General features: G+C 30.0%; 18 protein-coding genes. 17 read left to right on the plus strand and 1 reads right to left on the minus strand.

Going from position 1 to position 21,522, the window contains the following annotated elements:
• Positions 1 to 24 precede the first annotated feature (24 nt).
• Positions 25 to 1,890 carry an ABC-F family ATP-binding cassette domain-containing protein gene (locus Q0772_RS09680; RefSeq protein WP_298343622.1) on the minus strand — a complete coding sequence of 622 codons (1,866 nt, stop codon included), beginning with the start codon at positions 1,888 to 1,890 and terminating at the stop codon, positions 25 to 27.
• A 106-nt stretch (positions 1,891 to 1,996) separates the two neighbouring features.
• Between Q0772_RS09680 and Q0772_RS09685 the strand changes: the two genes are divergently transcribed.
• The 17 genes from Q0772_RS09685 (at position 1,997) to Q0772_RS09765 (ending at position 21,516) form a co-directional block, all read left to right on the plus strand.
• Positions 1,997 to 2,785 (plus strand): polysaccharide biosynthesis/export family protein, encoded by a 789-nt coding sequence (locus Q0772_RS09685; RefSeq protein WP_298343624.1) that lies wholly within the window; start codon positions 1,997 to 1,999, stop codon positions 2,783 to 2,785.
• A 6-nt stretch (positions 2,786 to 2,791) separates the two neighbouring features.
• The gene (locus Q0772_RS09690) at positions 2,792 to 5,257 is read left to right on the plus strand and encodes a tyrosine-protein kinase (protein WP_298343627.1); all 2,466 of its coding nucleotides are present in this window, start codon (positions 2,792 to 2,794) and stop codon (positions 5,255 to 5,257) included.
• 11 nt (positions 5,258 to 5,268) lie between these two features.
• Positions 5,269 to 6,141, plus strand: a complete 873-nt coding sequence (locus tag Q0772_RS09695; RefSeq protein ID WP_298343630.1) for an ABC transporter permease — start codon at positions 5,269 to 5,271, stop codon at positions 6,139 to 6,141.
• Entirely contained in the window at positions 6,142 to 7,413 is a 1,272-nt protein-coding gene (locus Q0772_RS09700) for an ABC transporter ATP-binding protein (protein ID WP_298343632.1), read from the plus strand.
• A gap of 36 nt (positions 7,414 to 7,449) precedes the next feature.
• The gene (locus Q0772_RS09705; RefSeq protein WP_298343634.1) at positions 7,450 to 9,630 is read left to right on the plus strand and encodes a polysaccharide pyruvyl transferase family protein; all 2,181 of its coding nucleotides are present in this window, start codon (positions 7,450 to 7,452) and stop codon (positions 9,628 to 9,630) included.
• Complete coding sequence (locus tag Q0772_RS09710; RefSeq protein ID WP_298343636.1) at positions 9,611 to 10,879, plus strand: glycosyltransferase; 1,269 nt, start codon at positions 9,611 to 9,613, stop codon at positions 10,877 to 10,879. The genes Q0772_RS09705 and Q0772_RS09710 overlap by 20 nt, the downstream gene beginning before the upstream one ends.
• A 4-nt stretch (positions 10,880 to 10,883) precedes the next feature.
• Positions 10,884 to 11,663: a glycosyltransferase family 2 protein gene (locus Q0772_RS09715; protein WP_298343639.1), complete on the plus strand. Its 780-nt coding sequence runs from the start codon at positions 10,884 to 10,886 to the stop codon at positions 11,661 to 11,663.
• A gap of 28 nt (positions 11,664 to 11,691) precedes the next feature.
• Complete coding sequence (locus tag Q0772_RS09720) at positions 11,692 to 12,648, plus strand: glycosyltransferase family 2 protein (protein ID WP_298343641.1); 957 nt, start codon at positions 11,692 to 11,694, stop codon at positions 12,646 to 12,648.
• An 87-nt stretch (positions 12,649 to 12,735) separates the two neighbouring features.
• The gene (locus Q0772_RS09725) at positions 12,736 to 13,749 is read left to right on the plus strand and encodes a hypothetical protein (RefSeq protein ID WP_298343644.1); all 1,014 of its coding nucleotides are present in this window, start codon (positions 12,736 to 12,738) and stop codon (positions 13,747 to 13,749) included.
• 68 nt (positions 13,750 to 13,817) lie between these two features.
• Entirely contained in the window at positions 13,818 to 15,350 is a 1,533-nt protein-coding gene (locus Q0772_RS09730; RefSeq protein ID WP_298343647.1) for a DapH/DapD/GlmU-related protein, read from the plus strand.
• Positions 15,351 to 15,379: 29 nt separating this feature from the next.
• The gene (locus tag Q0772_RS09735; protein ID WP_298343650.1) at positions 15,380 to 16,162 is read left to right on the plus strand and encodes a glycosyltransferase family 2 protein; all 783 of its coding nucleotides are present in this window, start codon (positions 15,380 to 15,382) and stop codon (positions 16,160 to 16,162) included.
• A 1-nt stretch (position 16,163) separates the two neighbouring features.
• Positions 16,164 to 17,000 (plus strand): glycosyltransferase family A protein, encoded by an 837-nt coding sequence (locus Q0772_RS09740; RefSeq protein ID WP_298343653.1) that lies wholly within the window; start codon positions 16,164 to 16,166, stop codon positions 16,998 to 17,000.
• A gap of 12 nt (positions 17,001 to 17,012) precedes the next feature.
• Positions 17,013 to 17,795: a glycosyltransferase gene (locus Q0772_RS09745; RefSeq protein ID WP_298343656.1), complete on the plus strand. Its 783-nt coding sequence runs from the start codon at positions 17,013 to 17,015 to the stop codon at positions 17,793 to 17,795.
• 53 nt (positions 17,796 to 17,848) lie between these two features.
• A complete protein-coding gene (locus Q0772_RS09750; protein ID WP_298343659.1) occupies positions 17,849 to 18,667 on the plus strand; it encodes an FkbM family methyltransferase in 819 nt (272 codons plus the stop codon).
• Positions 18,668 to 18,684: 17 nt separating this feature from the next.
• Positions 18,685 to 19,548 carry a glycosyltransferase family 2 protein gene (locus tag Q0772_RS09755; RefSeq protein ID WP_298343662.1) on the plus strand — a complete coding sequence of 288 codons (864 nt, stop codon included), beginning with the start codon at positions 18,685 to 18,687 and terminating at the stop codon, positions 19,546 to 19,548.
• Positions 19,532 to 20,605, plus strand: a complete 1,074-nt coding sequence (locus tag Q0772_RS09760) for a glycoside hydrolase family 99-like domain-containing protein (RefSeq protein ID WP_298343666.1) — start codon at positions 19,532 to 19,534, stop codon at positions 20,603 to 20,605. Before Q0772_RS09755 ends, Q0772_RS09760 begins: the two co-directional genes overlap by 17 nt.
• Positions 20,605 to 21,516, plus strand: a complete 912-nt coding sequence (locus Q0772_RS09765; RefSeq protein ID WP_298343670.1) for a glycosyltransferase — start codon at positions 20,605 to 20,607, stop codon at positions 21,514 to 21,516. Before Q0772_RS09760 ends, Q0772_RS09765 begins: the two co-directional genes overlap by 1 nt.
• The last annotated feature ends 6 nt before the right edge of the window (positions 21,517 to 21,522 follow it).

A 21,522-nucleotide genomic window follows, 5' to 3' on the forward strand; every position in this document is an offset into this window, starting at 1 on the left:
TAATTCAGAATTTTTTGCAAAAGCCTAACTCTCAAGTTTAGAAGAGAGCTCAAACCAACGTTCTTCTTTGGCTTCAATAGTATCAATAATACCTTGAAGCTCATCTGAAAGTTTATTAATTTCGTCTTGAGATAAGTCTGGATTATTAAACTTGCTTTCTAATGCTTTCTTATCAAACGCTAAAGTATTCAGCTTGCTCTCAATATTTCGTAATTCTTTTTCTTCATTAAATGATAATTTTGATGCCTTGTTCTGTTTCCAAGATGTTTTGTCTTTTTTATCGTCAGTTGTTGTATTTGAAATTACAGTTAGGCTATCCTCATAAACTCTATAATCTGTATAATTTCCGGGAAAATCTTCAATAATCCCATCACCTCTGAAAACAAAAAGATGATCGATGACTTTATCCATAAAATAACGATCGTGAGAAACAACAATAATACAGCCTGGGAAGTCTAGGAGAAAACTTTCCAATACATTAAGTGTAACAATATCTAAATCGTTTGTAGGCTCATCTAAAATCAGAAAATTAGGATTTTGAATTAAAACCGTACACAAATAAAGGCGTTTGCGTTCACCGCCACTCAGTTTTTCAACAAAATCATACTGCTTTTTTCTACTGAATAAAAAACGCTCTAAAAGTTGCTGCGCACTAATTTGACGTCCCTTTTTTAAAGGAATGTAATCGCCAAATTCTTTAATAACATCAATAACTTTTTGTTCGGGTTTTATGGTAATTCCGTTTTGGGTATAGTATCCAAACTTAACAGTATCACCTTTTACTACTTTGCCAGAATCGGGTTGGGTAGTTTGGGTTAAAATGTTTAAGAAAGTAGTTTTGCCTGTGCCATTTTTTCCAATAATGCCAACACGTTCACCTTTTTTGAATGTGTAATCGAAAGCATTTAAAATGGATTTATCTTTAAATGCTTTTGAAACTTTGTGAAACTCAAGGATTTTACTTCCTAATCGTTCCATATTTAATTCTAACTGAATTTCATGTTCTTTCCTTCGCTGATGCGCTTTATGTTTGATATCGAAAAAATCATCAATTCTAGATTTAGATTTTGTAGTTCTGGCTTTTGGTTGTCTTCGCATCCATTCCAACTCTTTCTTAAAAAGCTGTTTCGTTTTTCCAGCTTCTATAGCTTCTCGCTCTAATCTTTCATTTCGCTTTTCAAGGTAATACGAGTAGTTGCCTTTGTAACTATAAAGCTGTCCATTATCTAACTCAATAATTTCATTGCACACACGTTCTAAAAAATAACGGTCATGCGTAACCATAAACAGTGTTATATTCTCCTTAGCAAAAAAGGCTTCTAGCCATTCAATCATCTCTAAATCCAGATGGTTTGTTGGCTCATCCAGAATGAGCAAGTCAGGTTTGTTGATTAAAGCATTTGCTAAGGCTAAACGCTTTTTTTGTCCTCCAGATAAGGTGCTTACTTTCTGCCCTAAATTATCAAGCTTAAGTTTAAAAAGGATTTGTTTGTAAAGCGTTTCAAAATCCCATGCTTCATGGCGATCCATAGCATCAAAAGCAAGCTGATAAACTTCTGTGTCTTCGGGGTTTAAAAGTGCCTTTTCATAATTTGAAATAATTTTTAAAATAGGGTTTTCACTAGCAAAAATTGTTTCTTCTATGGTTAGGGAATTATCAAATTTTGGGTCTTGAGACAGGAAAGAAATCTTGATGTCTTTTCTATAAATAACGTTTCCAGAATCTGCTGCATCATCACCAGATAATATGTTTAAGATAGATGTTTTTCCAGTTCCATTTTTCGCTACAAAAGCTATTTTTTGGTCTTTATGTACACTAAATGAAATATTCTCAAAAAGAGTTAGTTCTCCGTAAGATTTGGAAATATTTTCAACGGTCAAGTAATTCAAAAGGCAGTGTTTTTTGCAAATAACGGACAAAAAACCAAAAAACCCGTCATAAGTTTTATTCTTCAACACGAAAAGTTATATTTGTGTTAAATCAATTTGCCTCAATATGAAGAGTCGATTTCTTGTTATTTTATTGATTATTAGCTTAGTACTAAGCTCTTGTATTACTAATAAAGACCTTGTTTATTTACAAGATAAAGGTGATAGTGCAGATGCGTCTTTAATAGTTAATGAGTTGCCAAAGCCCTATAAAGTTCAGGTAAGCGATATTTTAAGTATTAACGTAAAAGCTCTAGATCCCGAGCTTGTTGATATTTTTAATCCCGTTGGAAGTGCTAATGGGGGTTTGGGAAACGGCGGCTTATATTTTAGTGGTTTTACGGTAGATTTACACGGTAATATTGAGTTTCCTATTTTAGGTAAAATCAATGTACTAGGCTATACTATTGATGAAATAAAAACTAAAGTAGAAAATGCTTTACTAGAGAAATATTTTAAAGAAACAGCTGAGATATTTGTAACGGTTAAATTATCTGGATTGAGATATACTGTTACTGGAGAGGGTGGGGCTGGTGTGTACACCTTATTTCAAGACCGTGTAAATATTATTGAAGCATTGGCAAATGCTGGTGGTCTTCCTGCAACTGCTGATCGAAAAGATATTTTAGTAATCAGACAATATCCTGAAGGCCAAAAAATTCATCATATTGATTTAACAGATATTAAAGCAATGAAATCGCCGTTTTATTTTATACAGCCTAATGACATGATTTTGGTTAAACCTTTAAAACGTAAAGCTATTGGTACAGGAGAAACAGCTTTTCAAAACTTGACTACAATAGCTTCGATTTTATCTGTCTTAGTCTCTACTTACTTTTTAACAAAGAATCTTTAAAAAGCTATGGAAGAAGAATTTGATGTTGCAGACTCACAAATACAAAAGCCATCTTTTGACATAAAGGCATTTTTGATTCGCGTTCTAAGCTACTGGAAGTTATTTGTTTTATTTATTGGAGTTGGAATATTTATAGTCTATCAACAAAATATTCGTACGCAACAATCTTACAGATTAGGAACTCAAATCTCAATTGAAGAAGAGTCTAACCCTTTATTCACATCAAATACTAGCTTAACATTTAACTGGGGAGGTGTTTCTGGCAAAGTACAAACCATGATTAACGCTCTAAGATCAAGAAGTATTCATGAGAAAGTGGTTGAAAATTTACAGTATTACATCACATATTTAAAACAATCTAGGTTCAGAAAAGATGATGTTTATACAGACGCTCCTTTTAGGATTAATCTGTCTCCAGACACCTATCAACTGTTAAATGTGCCTATTCGGGTAACTTTTTTAGAAAATAATAAATACGAATTATACTTTAATTTTGAATCGACTCCTGTAAGAGCTCAAAACTTTTCAGATTATAAGAAAACTAATTTGGATATTACAGTTGGTGAGTTTAAGCAAGTTTTTAGCTTAGGAGATGTAGTTAATCTGCCCTATTTTAATGGAACGATTTATTTAGCTGAAGGAAGAACTGTAAAGCCTAATGAGGAATTTTATGTTCAGTTTAGTGATTTTGATGCTGTTGTATCAAAGTACAGAAGTAAATTAGCTATAAATAATCCTAGAAATTCAGCTATTTTAAATTTAAGTATGGTTGATGTGAACAAGCCTAAAATTGTTGACTATTTAAACGAAACAGTTAGGGTGTTAAGCGAAGACCAACTTAATAGAAAGAACCAATTTGTTACTAATACTATAGCCTTCATTGATGATCAATTAAGTAGGGTGAAAAATCAACTCACTTTAAGTGCTGATTCTTTAAATGATTACCGACAAAAAAATAGGATTTATAATTTGGATGATAAAAGTGCTGTTATTAATGGTAAGCTATCAGACTTAGAAATTAATAAAGATGACATTAATAGAAAGCTAGCATATTATTCAAGTTTAAAAAATTACCTAATAACAAGTAATAATTTTACAGATTTACCAGCGCCTGCTATATCTGGTATTGATGAAGGTAATATTTTAGCTAATGTATCTAGGATTAATGCTTTGTCAGTGCAAAAATCTAAATACGGATCTACGGTTAGAAAAGATGCTACAATTTTTGCAGATTTAAACAGACAAATTGAAGGGTTAAAAGAAGTATTATTGGAGAATATTAGTTCGGTTACTAATGAGCTAAAGCGGGAGAGGCAAATAATAAATAATAAAATTGCTGTAGAGGACGCTAAAATAAGAAAGCTACCAGCTGCACAACAAAAAATGTTTGACATACAACGCCAGTATGCTTTAAGTGAGAAAACCTACAATGTTTTTTTAGCGAAGCGCGGTGAGGCCGATATTATAAAATCAGCAAGCGTTTCAGATATTCTTGTTATTGATCCTGCAAAAGATACTGGAGCAACACCTATAGATCTAAAGTTAAGTTCTCGATACTTATTCGCAATTATTGGAGGGTTAATACCACCACTACTTCTTGCTTTTTTATTAACATTTTTTGATAATAAAATACACAATCCGCAAGTCCTTGAAAATTTATCTAGCATACCAATGCTAGGTGTAGTTGGTAAAAATAATTTAGAAAATAATTTAGTGGTTCATTTAAAACCAAAATCAACAATTGCTGAAGCTTTCAGGTCTATACGTTCAAGTTTACAGTATTTCTACAAAAAACACAATTTGGACGGCACTAAAACAGTAATGGTAACATCATCTGTAAGTGGCGAAGGAAAAACATTCTGTTCCATAAATATCGCAACAGTTTTTGCAATGAGTGGAAAGAAAACCATTTTGGTAGGGTTAGACTTAAGAAAACCAAAGATCTTTGGTGACTTTGATATTCAAAATGATATTGGGGTTGTAAATTATTTAATTGGGCAAAAGGATTTAAACGGAGTTTTACAAAAAACAAAAGTGCCTAATTTGGATGTTATTACTTCGGGACCTATACCTCCAAATCCTGCTGAATTATTAATTGGAGAACGAATGGATGATTTAATTGAAAGCCTTAAAAAATCTTACGATTATATAGTTCTGGATACACCACCAATAGGACTTGTAGCTGACGCTTTGGAGTTAACAGAATATGCTGATGCCACTATTTATGTTGTAAGGCAGGATTATACAAAAAAGGGAATGATTAATCTTATCAATGCTAAATACAATAAAAGTGAAATTGAAAATCTAAGTTTTATTTATAACGGATATAACCAAAAAGGCAAATATGGATATGGATATGGGTATGGCTACGGTTATGGCTACGGTTATGGAAGTTATGGAAATGGATATAATGACGATGACTCTGCTAAAAATAAATTATCAACTAAGATTAAATCTTTTTTCAAAATTTAAACTAAGAAATATTGGCTAATAAAAACGACAATTGGCTTTATACCATCTCTCCAAAGCAAAAGTTGATAGATTTAAACCTTAAAGAGGTATGGTATTATAAAGATTTACTCTTATTGTTTGTAAAACGTAATGTTATTACTGTTTATAAACAAACCATACTTGGACCATTATGGTATTTTATACAGCCATTATTTACCTCGGTTATATTTACTTTAATATTTAATAACATGGCCAACATACCAACAGGCGAAGGCGTTCCGTCTTTTTTGTTTAACCTAGCAGGTATTACGTGTTGGAATTATTTTAAAGAATGTTTAACGGGTACTAGTAATACGTTTTCGCAAAATCAAGGGTTATTTGGAAAAGTATACTTTCCAAGAGTTATTGTACCATTGTCGGTAGTTTTAACAAATCTGGTAAAATACGGGATACAAATATTAGTGTTTATTGGGTTTTATATTTACTATGTTTTTTTTACTGATAAAGCGGGAGGAGCAAGTCCTAAATCAGCCATAGTTTTTATACCAATGCTAATATTTTTTATGGGGATTTTAGGATTAGGTTTAGGGATGATTATATCTTCTATGACAACCAAGTATAGAGATTTAAAGTTTTTAATAAGCTTTGGAGTGCAATTGCTTATGTATGGCTCTGCTGTTATGTATCCATTGTCATTCTTTAAAAAAAAATTGCCAAATATTTCCTGGGTTGTAGAATACAACCCTATGACAACAATTATTGAAGCCTTTAGATATATGACTTTAGGTGTAGGCGATTATTCATTACCTAAAATGTTATATACTGCACTATTTAGCCTTGTAGTTTTTCTTTTGGGGTTAATAATTTTTAATAAAACGGAAAAGAGTTTCATAGATACCATCTAAATGGAAAAGGATATTATTTTAAAAGTTGAAAATCTTTCAAAGCAATACCGATTAGGTTTAGTTGGTACTGGTACACTTGGTCATGATTTAAATAGATGGTGGAGTAAGATAAGAGGAAAAGAAGATCCGTATCTAAAAATTGGTGAAAGTAATGATAGAAGTACTAAAGGAGATTCAGAGTATGTTTGGGCTTTAAAGAATATAAATTTTGGGGTTGAGCGCGGAGAAGTAATAGGTATTATTGGTAAAAATGGTGCAGGTAAGTCTACCTTACTTAAAATACTTTCTAAAGTAACAGGGCCTACTACTGGTGAGATAAAAACTAAAGGTAGAATAGCATCATTATTAGAAGTTGGAACAGGTTTTCATCCAGAAATGACAGGAAAAGAAAATGTGTTTTTAAATGGCGCTATTCTAGGGATGACTAAAAAGGAAATTCAATCAAAATTAAAGGAAATTGTTGAGTTTTCAGGTTGTGAACGCTATATAGATACACCCGTAAAGCGTTATTCATCAGGTATGACAGTGCGTTTAGCATTTGCAGTTGCAGCACATTTAGACCCAGATATTTTGGTGATTGATGAAGTACTTGCAGTAGGAGATGCAGAATTTCAAAAGAAAGCCATAGGTAAAATGCAAGACATCAGTAATAGTGATGGCAGAACTGTGTTATTTGTAAGCCATAATATGGCGGCAGTAAAAAGTTTATGCACGCGCGCTATAGTTTTACAGCATGGAACTACTGTTTTTGAGGGTAATACTAATGATGCCGTAGATTTTTATTTAAAAAGTGATGTAGCTAATGATATTGCACATTACGTAAACGATAATCCAAATGAAGGCGCTGATATTTTGGAAGTTTCAATGCGAGACAAGGACAATAATATCTCAGGTTTGTTTGGTTTTGAAGATCAAATAACTTTGCAAGTGAAACTAAGAGTTACAAAAGATATCATTGAATATGGATCTGTAGGTTTTAGAATTAAAGATCAAAATGAGCGTACTGTATTTTCTTCAGAAGAAGATTTAAATAATTTCATAGAAAAAGAGGGGGTTTATTTTTCAAATATTAAATTTCCTAAATCAGTATTATTACCTAGCGAATATCGCGTTATAGTAGGATATCATGTGCCGAATAAACAAAAAATAAGAAGCTTATTTGATGTTGTGAATTTCAGAATTGAAGAAACAGGTAGCATGTTTCATAAATACAAAGGTGTAGATTTTGGTTGCGTTGTACTAGATTGTAAATGGAATATTAAATCTGATTAAAAAACTAAACATATTGTCTCTACAGGCAAATTTTCTATGTGGAAAAAAATAAAAGCAATATTTCAAAAGCTAAAAGCGCTACTACGTTTAAAACTTAATGAAGTAAATTTTATTAATAAGACAGAAAAGCCAGTTCTCATAAACCTTAATGCTAATGATATTTGTAATTCCAAATGCACCATGTGTAATATTTGGAAGAATAAGCAAGACAAAGAAATATCGTATGACGATTTAAAAATCATTTTTTCTGATCCATTTTATTCTGAAATAACTGGAGTTGGTATTACTGGAGGTGAGCCAACTTTAAGAAATGATTTAGTTGATTTATATAAAGCGTGTATAGATTTCCTTCCTAAATTAAAATACTTAAGTATAATTACCAATTGTATTAAAGTTGATGAGGTAAAGCAACAATTACATGCAGTAAACAAATTATGTAAAGAACATAATATTAATTTTAGTGTTATGGTGTCTTTAGATGGTTATGCTGAGATGCATGATAAAATTAGAGGTAGAGAAGGAAATTTTAAAACAGCTATAGAAGTTATAAATTATGTAAAGCATGATTTAAAAATTCCAATTTCTTTTGGAGCAACAATTTCAAAAGAGAATGTTTGGGAAATTGATGAGCTGTTAGATTTTGCAAAAGCAAATAATATTTATGGGCGTTTTAGAGTGGCAGAGTTTATTAAGCGCTTATATAATGAAGACAGAGAGGAGGTTATCCGAAATTTTACAGCAGATGAAAGTTATCATTTAGCCTTGTTTTTTGAGAAACTTAAAATAACTTACGAAACAAATAAGACTTATAAGCGAACCTATTCTAGTATTCAAAATATTTTATTGGGAGGTAAGAGAATTACAGGGTGCCCATACCATAAAAAAGGAATAAATATTAATGCCAAAGGAGAGTTGGCTTATTGCGCACCAAAATCTAAAACTATTGGTAATGGTATAGAAATAGCATCCTCTGTAATTTATAAGTCTAATCTTGAAGAAAAAAAGAGAATAATATTAAACGAGTGCGATGATTGTATTCATGATTATCATTCTGAAATTACTTATACAGAACAGGTTGAAGTTTATAAAGATAAATTTCAAAAGAAGTTTTTAAAGTTACATAATGAGAATAAGGTTTTAAAACTATCTAGTTTTTTAAGAACACCAAAACTACCAAAAAACAAATATAGTATACTAATTGTTGGTTGGTATGGAACAGAGACAGTTGGAGATAAAGCTATTTTAGGAAGTATTGTTGAAGCTTATAAGCAGAAATACGGTGATAGTTTAAATGTAATTATTGGTAGTTTATACCCTTTTATAACCCATCAAACTATAAAAGAACTTCAAATTGAAGCTACTGTTGTTAATACGAGTAATTTGGAGTTTATAAGATATTCCAAAACATGTGATGAGGTTATTATGGGCGGAGGTCCTTTAATGGATTTGAATGAGTTGTATGTCCCTTTGTTATCATTTACCATTGCAAAAAAATATAATAGAAAAAGAACGGTTTATGGTTGTGGATTGGGGCCAATAAATCATGATAAATATAAATCAGCCATTCATAAAATATTAAAGCTTTCTAACGAGATTAAGTTAAGAGATAAGAAGAGTCAAGCTTACGCTTCTAAGCATTTTAATGTGCCTAATACTGAAATGATAGGAGACCCCGCAAAATCTTATTTAAAGCGTTTCTCAAAATCAACACCGCTTAAACAAGAAAAAGTATTATCCTTATATCTTCGAGATTGGGAATACCTTTATGCAAGAGGAAATATGTCTGAAACAGAATTTGTTTCAGTAAAAAAAGAATTTGAAGATGCCTTGGCAAACTTAATTAAGAAGAAAGCAGAAGCGTTTAAAGTAGATAAAATAGTGTTTAATCATATGCATAATTTTGTTTTAGGGGGTGATGATAGAGACTTTTCAAGACGGTTTATAAAAACATATTTTTCAGAAGATTCTAGAGTAGGCTATCAGAAAAAATTATCAACTGTTGATTCGATTGTAGAAAGTATGCAGCAATCTGAATTAAACATTTGTATGCGATTTCATTCTGTACTATTTGCTGAAACATTAAAGACTAATTTCTTAGCTCTTGATTATACATTGGGAGGCAAAATAGCTGCTTACATTTCTGAAAATAGTGAATCAAAAAATCTACTTACTATTAACCAATTAATTAAAGATTACAGTGAAGGTATTGTTGGTTAATACAAGCGATGTGGGAGGTGCTGGTAAAGCATGTGCAAGATTACATCTTGGTTTGCTAAATATGGAAGTAGATTCTAAATTGCTGTTGGCTAAGAAAATGTCAGATTTCAAAGCGTCTTATGTGCTTCATCAAAAAACCAATAATTCTTTATTCTTTAAAATAGAAAACAAGGTTCTTAGTGTTTTAAGAAGGATTAAACTTTTAAAACCTTCAAAAAAAACTCAAGAAGAACTATTCATAAAAAATAGAATTAAAGGTTTAGAGAAGTTTTCTTTTCCCAATTCAAATTATGATATAACAGAGTCTGAACTCTACAAACAAGCAGATGTAATAAATTTACATTGGGTTTCAGAATTTATAGATTACCAATCGTTTTTTAAAAAAAACACGAAACCAGTAGTTTGGACGCTACACGATATGAATCCTTTTTCAGGAGGAGAGCATTATGAAGAAAAATATTTAGGTATAGATAAAAAAGGGTTTCCAATTAAAAGAGTTTTTCTAGACGAAGAAATATCAACATTTAAAAGTGTTTTAAACTTAAAAATGGAAGCATTATCAAACGTAGATAATCTACATTTTGTAACACTATGTAATTGGATGACTAATCAATTGAAACAAAATGATTTTTTTGAAAGATTTCCAATTCATAAAATACCAAATGGAATTGACTCTAATGTTTTTAGAATTAGAGATAAATCAAGTTCTAGAGAGCTTTTAAATATTCCACAAGAAAAAAAAGTAATACTGTTTGTTGCAGATTTAATCGATGCAAACAGAAAAGGGTTAAAATTTTTAGTCCGCGCTATTGAAAGAATAGAACAAACCAATATTCAATTATTTGTAATAGGAAATAAAAATGAAGATTTAAACCGTTTTAAGAACATTATCCAATATGGGAAGGTGTATGATGAAGAATTGTTAAGTTCTGTATATTCTGCTGCTGATGCTTTTGTTATACCATCATTAATGGACAATTTACCAAATACAGTTTTAGAATCTTTACTTTGTGGCACACCTGTAATTGGTTTCCCTGTGGGAGGTATTCCTGAGATTATAAATCATAATAAGAATGGTTTGTTAGCAAAAGAGGTTAGTGTAGATGCTTTAGTAGAATCGATATCAGACTTTCTAAAAAATGGAGTAACTTATTCCATTGAAGATATAAGAAAAGATGCTGTGAATCAGTATGATGAAAAAGTTCAAGCTAAAAATTATATTAAACTATTTGAAAGTTTAGTTAAGTAAAATAATGATGTTAATATCTATTATCACAATAAATTATAATGACAAATTAGGGTTAGAGCGCACTGTAAAAAGTGTGCAAAATCAAACTTACTCTAATTTTGAGCATATTATAATTGATGGTAACTCAACAGATGGTAGTAAAGATATAATCGAATTAAATAAAGAAAGTTTTAGTTACTGGGTTAGCGAACCCGATCATGGAATTTATAATGCCATGAACAAAGGAATTAAATCTGCTAAAGGTGAATATTTGTTTTTTTTAAATAGTGGAGACCATTTTAATAATGCTGATGCTTTAAATAAAGTAAATAAGCATTTAAAAGATATTGATATTGTTTATTTTGATATTAATGTTGTTGGAGAAAATGAATCCTATATAAAAAAGTGTCCAAAGCAATTAACTTTTAAATACTTACATGAAGATTTGCCAGCGCATCAAGCTACTTTTATTAAGAAAAGCTTATTTGATGATTTAGGCTACTATGATGAAAATTTAAAAATTGTATCAGATTGGAAATTTTTAATATTAGCTATATGTAAGCACCATGCAAGCTATAAGTATGTTGAAGATACTTTTTCAACATATTATAGAGATGGTTTAAGTTCATTACAAGAAAACCAAAACCAAGTAAAAGCAGAGCGAGAGGGTGTTTTAAATAAAGAGTTTAAAGCTTTTATGAATGATTTAAAAGAACAGTATAAATTAGAAAGAACACTTAGAACATTAAAAAAGTCAAGAACAATTAAACTTATGATTAAATTAGGGTTAATTCATAAATTTTAGCATAACTGTCATTTTGAATTTATAGAACATGAAGTTTGAAGTATCTGTAATTATACCAGTTTTCAACACAGAACGCTATGTTGAAAAAGCAATAAGCTCTGTATTGGAACAACCAGAAGTGGTTGAGGTTGTTATTGTAAACGATGGTAGTACTGATAATTCGTTTCAAATAATAACAAAATTACAAGCTAAAGATTCTAGAATTAAAGTATACCATCACCCAAACAATGTAAATAAAGGACGTTCTGCTAGTAGAAACTTAGGTATTAAAAAGGCTTCAAGTAAATATGTTGCGTTTTTAGACTCAGATGATTTCTATTTAAAAAATAGATTTGAAAACGATAAAAAAGTATTTTCTGAAGATAGTAGTATTGATGGGGTTTATAATGCAATAGGTGCTCATTTCTATAGAGCATCTAAAGAATTTGAAAGAGTTGCATTAAAGTTAACAACCATCAGCGAAAAGTTAAAGCCCGAAGAGTTGTTTGAAGAGTTATTATATTATAAAAAAGGGCATTTTTCTATAGATGGTTTAACCTTGAAAAAATCAATATTTGATAAGGTTGAATTCTTTAATGAGACCTTATTAGTTGATGAAGACACACATATGTTTTTAAAAATGGCTTTAAAAACTAAATTGATTGGTGGGTTACTAGATAAACCAGTTGCCATGAGAGGTGTACATGAAGCCAATGTGTTTAATAACGCAAACTTATATAATAAAGCTAAAGTATATGAGTTACTTGTTTTTTGGAGTTGTAAAAATAATATTTCATTAAAAAGAATAGATGCACTTCTTGGTAAGTATTGGATGTTTAAGCTTCAAGAAGGTAAAGGTGTAGTTAAGTATTTTGGTTGTTGGTTTTATATTTTTTTTAGCAATAAGAAGATACTTTTTTCATCACTGAGTACTAAGTATTTTCCAATGATTTTACTTAGTAAAAGAGTTTTTTCATTTTTTTACAAAAAAATCAAGAAAAATTAACAAGCTTATTTCATTTGAATGTTAAATGCATTTTTAGGTTAATTAGTCAAACAATTGTGGTGATTTAAAAAGAACAGAAAAGTTAAGATGAAAATTGAAGATATAAAAAAGCCAATAATATTTTGCCATTATGGTAACTCACCGTATTTGTATTATACGCTTAAGCAAGTAAAATTAACAAATCCTCAGAATAGAATTATTTTACTTGGTGATGAAAAAAATGAGATTGTAGCAAAAAAAGCTAAAGTAGAGCATCACTGTTTTCAAAATTACGACGAAAGTGATGAGATAAAAGTTTTCGATCAAGTGTACAAACATGTAGCAGGGGTAAAGCATAAGAAAGAGTTTTGGACAAATTTTGTGTTCAAGAGATGGTTTTATGTCCATAACTTTATAAAAAAAAATAATATAAATGCTTTTTGGCATTTTGATTCTGATAATATGATTTTATCAGATTTAAATAATCAAGAACATAAATTTAAAGACTTTGACTGTACAGAACAGTGCAATGGTATATGCATGAATGGTTATATTTCATCTTTTCAAGTTGTTAACGGGTATGTAAATAAGATTAATGCATTATTTAAAGATGAGGCATATTTAAACGAACAAAAAAAGGATTTTATTAAAAATGCCGACTTCGCTTTTACAGAGATGCGGGCTTATAAAGCCTATAGAGAGCAAGAAAATATAAATAGTATAAGGCTAAATAAAATAATAGGTAATGAATCGTTTGACGATTGTATTTGTATGGAGCATGGTTATGAAACGTATGATTCTGTTTTAAATAATCAATATTTAAAGAAAATATATTTTGATGCAAACGGAAATTTTTATTGTTACCATATCGAATCTTCAACCTATATAAAAATGAATAGCCTTAATTTAAGTTGGGTTCCAACAAGCTTATTTAAGTTGGTACATAAAACATATAAAAAGCATTATAGAACCCAGAAATATGGGGGTAATGAGGGTTTTATTTTATTGGATGTATTTCAACGGAATTCTATTAAATCTAGAGTATTTAGATTTTTTCCAGCATCTGTAAAAAGAAGAGTAAAATTATTTTTGAAAATGAAAAAGTTTAAATCGCTTCAATAAATTAATACACGTTTATAGTTAGGCTTAGACAGAAACTTTTCCCATTTTTGTATAAACAATAATAGATTATGAGTTTTTCACCAATAGTTCTTTTTGCTTTTAACAGGCCAAAACATACGCAAAGAACTTTGGATGCCCTTTCCTCAAATCCCGAAGCTTCAAAAAGTGAGTTGTATATTTTTTGCGATGGTCCTAAAAACCATATTAATGAGCAAGAGTTAAAAAATATCAATAAAGTTCATGAAATAGCAAAAGCAGAAGATAGATTTCAAAGTGTAAAAGTTATTGTTAGTGATAAAAATAAGGGTTTAGCGCAATCAATTATCAATGGTGTTACCGAGGTAGTTAAAAAACATGGTCGCGTTATTGTTTTAGAAGATGATATTGAAACCTCTTCGGGTTTTTTAAACTACATGAATAATGCTTTGAATCTTTACCAAGAGAATGATGAGGTTATGCATATTTCAGGTTATATGTTTCCGCATAGATCAACTTTACAAAGCACTTTTTTTTATAATGTTCCATTGTGTTGGGGTTGGGCAACATGGGAGAAATCTTGGAAGCATTTTAATGAAGATGCACTTTTTCTTTGGAATGAATTAAAACAAAAAAAGTTGCTCAATAATCTAGATAAATTTGGTGGAGATTATTTAAGCAGTCAGTTAGCAGATAATATTTCAGGTAAGTTAAATACGTGGTTTGTAAAGTGGCATGCTTCCGTATTGCTTAAAAATGGCTATATTTTATTTCCGAATAAATCATTAGTTCAAAATTTCGGATTTGATAATACTGGAGAGCATAATGGTGTTCATACAGAGTTTCATCATTCAGAATTAGCAAAAGATATTGAAGTGAAATTAATTGATGTTATTGAAGATGAAAACGCCAGTTTAATTATTAAAAACTTTTACAAATCGCTTAAAGAAAAGCCAACTAAAAAGCATGTGAAAAGAAGTATTAAAAATAAATTAAGAAACCTGTTTTTTTTAATTTTTCCAGATTTAAAAAAAGTACTTAGGTACAATCAAAACATTGTTCAAATCAAAACATACTTGGGTAAGAAAACTAAAGTTTATCCATCTTCAAGGTTGTCTAATAGCATAATAGGGAATTATACTTACATTTCTGAAAACTCCGTGATTAATAATGCAGTTATTGGTAAATTTTGTTCAATCGGAGCTAATTTCATGGCAGGTAGAGGTGTTCATCCTACCACAGGTATATCTACGCATCCTATGTTTTATTCTACAGCAAAGCAAAACGGAATGACTTTAAGTTCTGATAATAAAATTGAAGAATTTAAACCCATCACGATTGGTAATGATGTTTTTATAGGAATGAACGTTACGGTTCTGGATGGTGTTACTATAGCTGATGGTGCAATAATTGGTGCAGGTGCTGTTGTGTCTAAAGATATACCACCGTATGCTATTGCTGTAGGTAATCCAATAGAGATTATAAAATATAGATTTGAAGATGTAACCATTGAAAAGCTATTGGATATTAAATGGTGGAATTATAATAGTGATGATCTACACCTCGTTGAAAAATATTTTTTTCAGGTTGAAGATTTTTTGCAAACTATAAAGAAAGCTAAATAAACTGATTTATAGAATCTCTTTGTAACTCAATGAAACCAAAATTCTCCATAATAACTGTTAACTACAATAATCTTGACGGACTAAAAAAAACTGTTGATAATATAAAGAAGCAGACGTTTCAAGGTTTTGAATATATAGTTATTGATGGACACTCTACAGATGGAAGTGCCAATTATATAAAGGAGAATAAAGGTTTATTTGATTTTTGGGTAAGTGAGCCTGATGAAGGCGTATACCATGCCATGAATAAAGGAATAAAGCATGCATCAGGAGACTATCTATTATTTTTAAATAGCGGAGACCATTTTTACAATAGTAAAGTTTTAGAAAACAATAAAGAGCACATTAAAGATTCTGATTTGGTGTATTTTAATTTGCAAGTTGTTGAGGGAAATAAAACCTTTACAAAAACATATCCAGATACGTTATCGTTTTCCTATTTTGTTGAAGATACTTTGCCTCATCCAGCCACTTTTATAAAAAAAGAGGCTTTTTTAAAAACAAACTTGTATAAAGAAGATTTTAAAATAGTATCAGACTGGAAATTCTTTATAGATGCTATCTGTAAGTATAATTTAAGTTACAAGCATATTGCAAAACCACTTTCAACGTTTTATATTGGAGGACTAAGTTCTAATCCTAAAAATCAAATTATTAAGTTTAATGAAAAAGAAGCCGTACTCCACGGAGATTATTTAACTTACATGCATGATGTAGATGCTATTATTACAAATAGAAAAATATTAGATAATTTACGGTCATCTAAAACAATAAGTCTTTTAATAAAACTAGGGGTTTTAAATAAATTTTAAAATGAGCAAATTGGTTTCCATAATCGTTCCTTGTTACAATCACGCTCATTTTTTAGACGAAGCATTACAATCGGTTTTAAATCAAACCTATTCTAATTGGGAATGTATTGTTATAAATGATGGAAGTACAGATAATACCAAAACTATAGCTGAAAAATGGGTGGAAAAAGATAAGCGTTTTAGCTATTTAGAAAAATCAAATGGAGGTTTAAGTAGTGCTAGAAATACAGGAATAAAATCAAGTAAAGGCGATTATATTTTACCATTAGATGCAGATGATATCATTCACGAATCATATTTGTCAACAACAGTTCCAGAGTTAATTAATAACGAATCATTGGCTATTGTATCATGTTATAGTAAGTTTTTCTTCAAAGATAAATCGAATATTATACATGAATTAAAACCTATAGGCACGACCTATCATGCGTTACTTTTTGAAAACTGTTTAATAGCAACCTCGCTTTACAGAAAACAATGTTGGGAAGATGTTGGTGGTTATGATGAAACCATGAAAAGGGGGTTTGAAGATTGGGAGTTTTGGTTGGCTATTACAAAACAAGGATGGACGTTTAAAATAGTAGAAGAATTTCTGTTTTTCTATAGAAAGCAAAAACAATCCATGTTGATTGATACTTTAGAAAATCATAGAATTTCTAATATGAAGTATATTTTCAAAAAACACGAAGATGTATATATAAAGCATCATGATAAGACGGTGGATTATCTGTTATATCTTTTAAAAATTAATGAAGATAACGCTTCAAACTTAAAACAATCAACATCATATAAAATTGCTAAATTCTTTGAAAAACCTTTAAATCTTTTTAAAAAATAGTATCATTATTTTATGATTTCAGTTGTAATACGAAATAAAAACCAAGATAAAGCACTCACATTTTTACTTAAAAATTTGAATGAGCGTTACCTTGATGATATTGGTGAAATTATAGTTATTGATAATTTATCTACGGATAAAAGTGAAGCGGTTTCAAAAGCGTATAATGCTAGATTTATATCCATAAAAAATTTCAGTTACGGTGGTAGTGCTAATTTTGCTGCAAAACACACCAAGTTTCCTATTGTGGTTATGTTTAGTGCGCATTCGTACCCTGTAAGTCATGATTTTTTCAAATTAATAAAACAAAAATTTGATGCTAACTCTAATCTTGCTGGATTAAGATGTCTGCATAATCCGAATGATTATCAAAATTATATCAATAAGGTGTCTGCAAAAGTTGATCCAAATAAATCAGGTCTAATTTTTTCAGGTTCAGCATTTAGTAGAAGTGTTTGGGAGCAACATCCATTCCGAGAAGATGTAGCTACTTTTGAAGATAAAGAGTGGACCAAACGGATTTTAAAAGCGGGGTATGATATTGATTTTGTAGCATCTATTTTTTGCTATCAAATAGCCAGAACAAAAAAGCAAGTGTATTTTCGTTTTAAAAATGATTTAGTTGGTAATTATCAACTTTGGCATCAGGATGTTAGTTTTTTAAGTGCTTCAAAGGGTTTTTTAATGTCTGTTTTTAGATTGATTAAAAACTTTTTTGTTGACTTTTGGTACGTCATTAAACGTTATGTACATCAAATAAAATTCATCCTTAATAAACCAGAAAAATTTAATTAAAAATAATACTAGATATATGTTATTTAAAACGATTAATAAAATAACTAGGCTAAATGAAATTTAAAAAAATAAGAAAAGTATTTAGAATATTTTTTCCTAAAAAGTTTTCATCAACTGAGCTTTTTGAGCATCAATTGCATCATAATAGGGAGATTGTATCATTTATTAAAGAGCATGATAGTTATTTAGTGAAATTAAAAAATACTTTAACTATAAAAATGCGTAATGAAAATCATAGTGATTATATGGTTTTACAGCAAGTTTTTAATTTGAAACAGTACGAGATTATTACGAGTCTAATAAAATCAAACCAAAAGACTAATGATAAAAATGTAATTATTGATGCTGGTGCTAATGTGGCATATACATCTTTGTATTTTTCAAATAGTTTAAGTCGTGTTTCTGTTTATGCTGTTGAGCCATCGTTTGAAAATGCAGCAATGTGCAATGAAAATATTTCATTGAATATGTTGGATAATAAAATCCATTTTTATCACAGAGCATTAAGCCATAAATCAGGGCTTAAATTTCAGTTAAACACCAAATTTAGAGACGCCAAAGATTGGGCAATTATGACCAAACAGGATGTTAATGGTAAAGTTGAAGGTATAACTATAGGCGAGATTATTTCAGAAAACAACTTATCTTACATTACCTTAATAAAAATAGATATAGAAGGCGCTGAACGATTTATTTTTGATAACGATAGTGATTTGTCCTTCTTAAAAATAACGAAATTAATAGCCATTGAAATACATGATGAGTTTAATATAAGAGAAAAAATTTATGTGATTTTAAAAGAGTATGGTTATTACTTATTTGAAACGGGAGAGCTCACAGTTGGGGTAAATAAAAATTTATTAGCAAAGTAACTTATACATTTGAAATTATGAATGAACATCTTGTTTCCGTTATAATCCCATGTTTTAATCAAGCACGGTATTTGGACGAAGCCTTAAAATCGGTGTTTGAACAAACCTATAAAAATTGGGAATGCATAATTGTTAATGATGGAAGTGAAGATGATACAGAAACCATTGCTAATAAATGGGTAAATAAAGATAACAGGTTTAATTATATTTATAAGAAAAACGGCGGGTTAAGTAATGCGAGAAATGTTGGATTACAAAATGCAATTGGAGATTATGTCCAATTTTTAGATTCAGATGATTATATTAGTATAAATAAGCTAGAAATTCAAATTAAAGATTTAATAACTCATGATATCTCAGTTTGTGATTATTTTTCGTTTACGGACGGTACCAAGGACAAAGCGCCACATAAATATTTAACCCCTTTTTTTTCTCAACTAAATTACAAAAAAGAAATAATTTGGGATTGGGAATACAGAAAATCATTTCCCCCTCATTGTGTATTATTTAAAAGGAAATTGATTCCTGAAAATAACATGAAATTTAATGAAAATCTAAGTAATCATGAGGATTGGGAGTTTTGGGTAAAACTATTTTACAGCTCTGAAAGTCTATTTAATAACTCAGAAGTATTAGCTTTTTATAGAATTAGAAATGGATCGATGTCCACTGATTTTGTTCCCATGCTTAAAGGCTTTTTACAAGCGGCAAAAATATTACAAGATTTCTTTAAAGCTGAAAACAACGAGGAGTTACATAAGCTTTCAAAAGAAAAATATAAAGAAGTTTATCATAAAAATAGAGTGCCGTTTCTTAAAAAAATAAAAAATAAAGTCTATTCAAAACTCGCTTTTTGTTATCGATATGTCAGAAAAAATTAAACCTATAGCTATACATTTACCTCAATTTCATCCTACACCAGAAAATGATGCTTGGTGGGGTAAAGGTTTTACAGAATGGACTAATGTTACTAAAACAACACCAAGGTTCGAGGAGCATTATCAACCACATTTACCAGCAGATTTAGGGTTTTACGATTTACGATTAGAAGAAGCAAGATTAGCACAAGAAGCTTTGGCAAAAGCTTACGGAATTCATGGCTTTTGTTATTACCACTATTGGTTTAATGGTAAAAAAATGCTGTATGAACCTTTGGATAGAAAATTAAAAAATTCAAAGGAAGATTTGCCATTTATGATGTGTTGGGCTAATGAAGATTGGACAAGAGCTTGGGAAGCTTCTGAGAATAAAGTATTACTAAAACAAGATTATGGTTTTGATGATGATTTAAATCACATAAAATATCTATTAACTTATTTTAAAGATTCTCGATATATTAGGGTTAATGATAAACCAGTATTTATAGTGTATCGTCCAGAATTGTTTCCTGATATTAAAAAGACCATTCAAATATGGCGAGATGAAGCTAAAAAGTCAGGTTTGCCAGATTTGTATTTAGGGTATGCACAAAAATCACAATTGGAGTTTTTGTCTGAAGGATTCGATTTTGCTTTTGAGTTTCAACCCAATTTTGGAAGGTTACCCAAACCCTTAGGAAATCATGCTTTGAAAAGAATAAAAAGTAAAGTTTTAGCAAAAATGGGATTCGAAGTAAATGGGATATCGTCGGTTTATGATTATCAAACCTATGCTAATGTTCAAAAAAATGAAGCTTATAAAGCTCCAGTGTATCCTGGTGCGACTCCAATGTGGGACAACTCAGCAAGGAAAAACAAAGCATTTATATTGCATCAATCTTCTCCAGAAAAATATAAAGATTGGTTAAAGCACATTAAAGAAAATTACCCATGGAACGAGGTGCCAGAAAATTTTGTTTTTATAAATGCGTGGAATGAGTGGGCAGAAGGAAACCATCTTGAACCATGCCAGAAATGGGGAACAGAATATTTAGAGGTTACTAAAGAAGTTTTTCAATAATGTCTGAAATTACAGTTAGTATATTTATGCTTACATATAACCAAGAGCAGTATATTGCTCAGGCTATAGACAGTGTTTTAATGCAAAAAACTAACTTTAATTTTCAATTAGTTATTGGTGAAGATTGTAGTAAAGATTCTACTCGGAAAATCTGTGAATCTTTTGCAGAACAATATCCCGAAAAGATAAAATTACTACCAGCATTAAATGAAAATATTGGATTAATAAAAAACTATCTTAGAACAATAAAAGCTTGTACTGGTAAATATATTGCTATTTGTGATGGGGATGACTATTGGATTGATGATGAGAAATTACAAAAACAAGTTGATTTTTTAGAAGCTCATCCAGCGTGTTCTATTGTTGGAACAAACTTTAAAAGACTATACAGCGATGGCAATTTAAAGGCTGTAGAAAAAGAAAGGTTAAAACCCAGTTTCACTTTTGATGATTTAATTTTTGAAAATATAATAACATCAGTTACAGTGATGTTTAAGAATATTCAAAAGGATGACCCTGTTCCTAATTGGATAGGGAATTTTCCTTACGGCGATTGGCCTACATACCTTTGGACTATTAAAAAATCTGGAAATATTCAGTTTTTAGAAGATGTTACTGCTGTTTATAGAACAGATATTGGTATTTCAGCTAAAATTAGAAAAACCCATAGTGAAACAGCAAAAGTAAATTTAGAAATTGTAAAATATGTGGCTGCAGATCCTAATTTTTCTGATAAAATAAAAGTGATTAAAAAAAGTGTATTAGAGCATAAAAAAGGGTTAATAGCTTGTTATAACAGAGAAAAACAATATTTTAAGGCATTCCAAGTTTTAGCTGAAGCGCTATTCTCAAACTCAAAACCATTACATTTAATAAAGTATTATTTATATTCACTTAAGCAATCTATTTAACAAACT

Origin of the sequence: uncultured Algibacter sp. (assembly GCF_947490405.1) — a bacterium.
In the GTDB taxonomy this organism is placed as follows: Bacteria; Bacteroidota; Bacteroidia; order Flavobacteriales; family Flavobacteriaceae; genus Algibacter_B.

Coding starts and splice junctions, on each gene's coding strand:
- Q0772_RS09745 (WP_298343656.1), top strand. CDS start 17,013: ATGATTTCAGTTGTAATACGAAATAAAAACCAAGATAAAGCACTCACA.
- Q0772_RS09740 (WP_298343653.1), top strand. CDS start 16,164: ATGAGCAAATTGGTTTCCATAATCGTTCCTTGTTACAATCACGCTCAT.
- Q0772_RS09685 (WP_298343624.1), top strand. CDS start 1,997: ATGAAGAGTCGATTTCTTGTTATTTTATTGATTATTAGCTTAGTACTA.
- Q0772_RS09720 (WP_298343641.1), top strand. CDS start 11,692: ATGAAGTTTGAAGTATCTGTAATTATACCAGTTTTCAACACAGAACGC.
- Q0772_RS09730 (WP_298343647.1), top strand. CDS start 13,818: ATGAGTTTTTCACCAATAGTTCTTTTTGCTTTTAACAGGCCAAAACAT.
- Q0772_RS09715 (WP_298343639.1), top strand. CDS start 10,884: ATGATGTTAATATCTATTATCACAATAAATTATAATGACAAATTAGGG.
- Q0772_RS09705 (WP_298343634.1), top strand. CDS start 7,450: ATGTGGAAAAAAATAAAAGCAATATTTCAAAAGCTAAAAGCGCTACTA.
- Q0772_RS09735 (WP_298343650.1), top strand. CDS start 15,380: ATGAAACCAAAATTCTCCATAATAACTGTTAACTACAATAATCTTGAC.
- Q0772_RS09700 (WP_298343632.1), top strand. CDS start 6,142: ATGGAAAAGGATATTATTTTAAAAGTTGAAAATCTTTCAAAGCAATAC.
- Q0772_RS09765 (WP_298343670.1), top strand. CDS start 20,605: ATGTCTGAAATTACAGTTAGTATATTTATGCTTACATATAACCAAGAG.
- Q0772_RS09755 (WP_298343662.1), top strand. CDS start 18,685: ATGAATGAACATCTTGTTTCCGTTATAATCCCATGTTTTAATCAAGCA.
- Q0772_RS09750 (WP_298343659.1), top strand. CDS start 17,849: ATGAAATTTAAAAAAATAAGAAAAGTATTTAGAATATTTTTTCCTAAA.
- Q0772_RS09725 (WP_298343644.1), top strand. CDS start 12,736: ATGAAAATTGAAGATATAAAAAAGCCAATAATATTTTGCCATTATGGT.
- Q0772_RS09690 (WP_298343627.1), top strand. CDS start 2,792: ATGGAAGAAGAATTTGATGTTGCAGACTCACAAATACAAAAGCCATCT.
- Q0772_RS09760 (WP_298343666.1), top strand. CDS start 19,532: ATGTCAGAAAAAATTAAACCTATAGCTATACATTTACCTCAATTTCAT.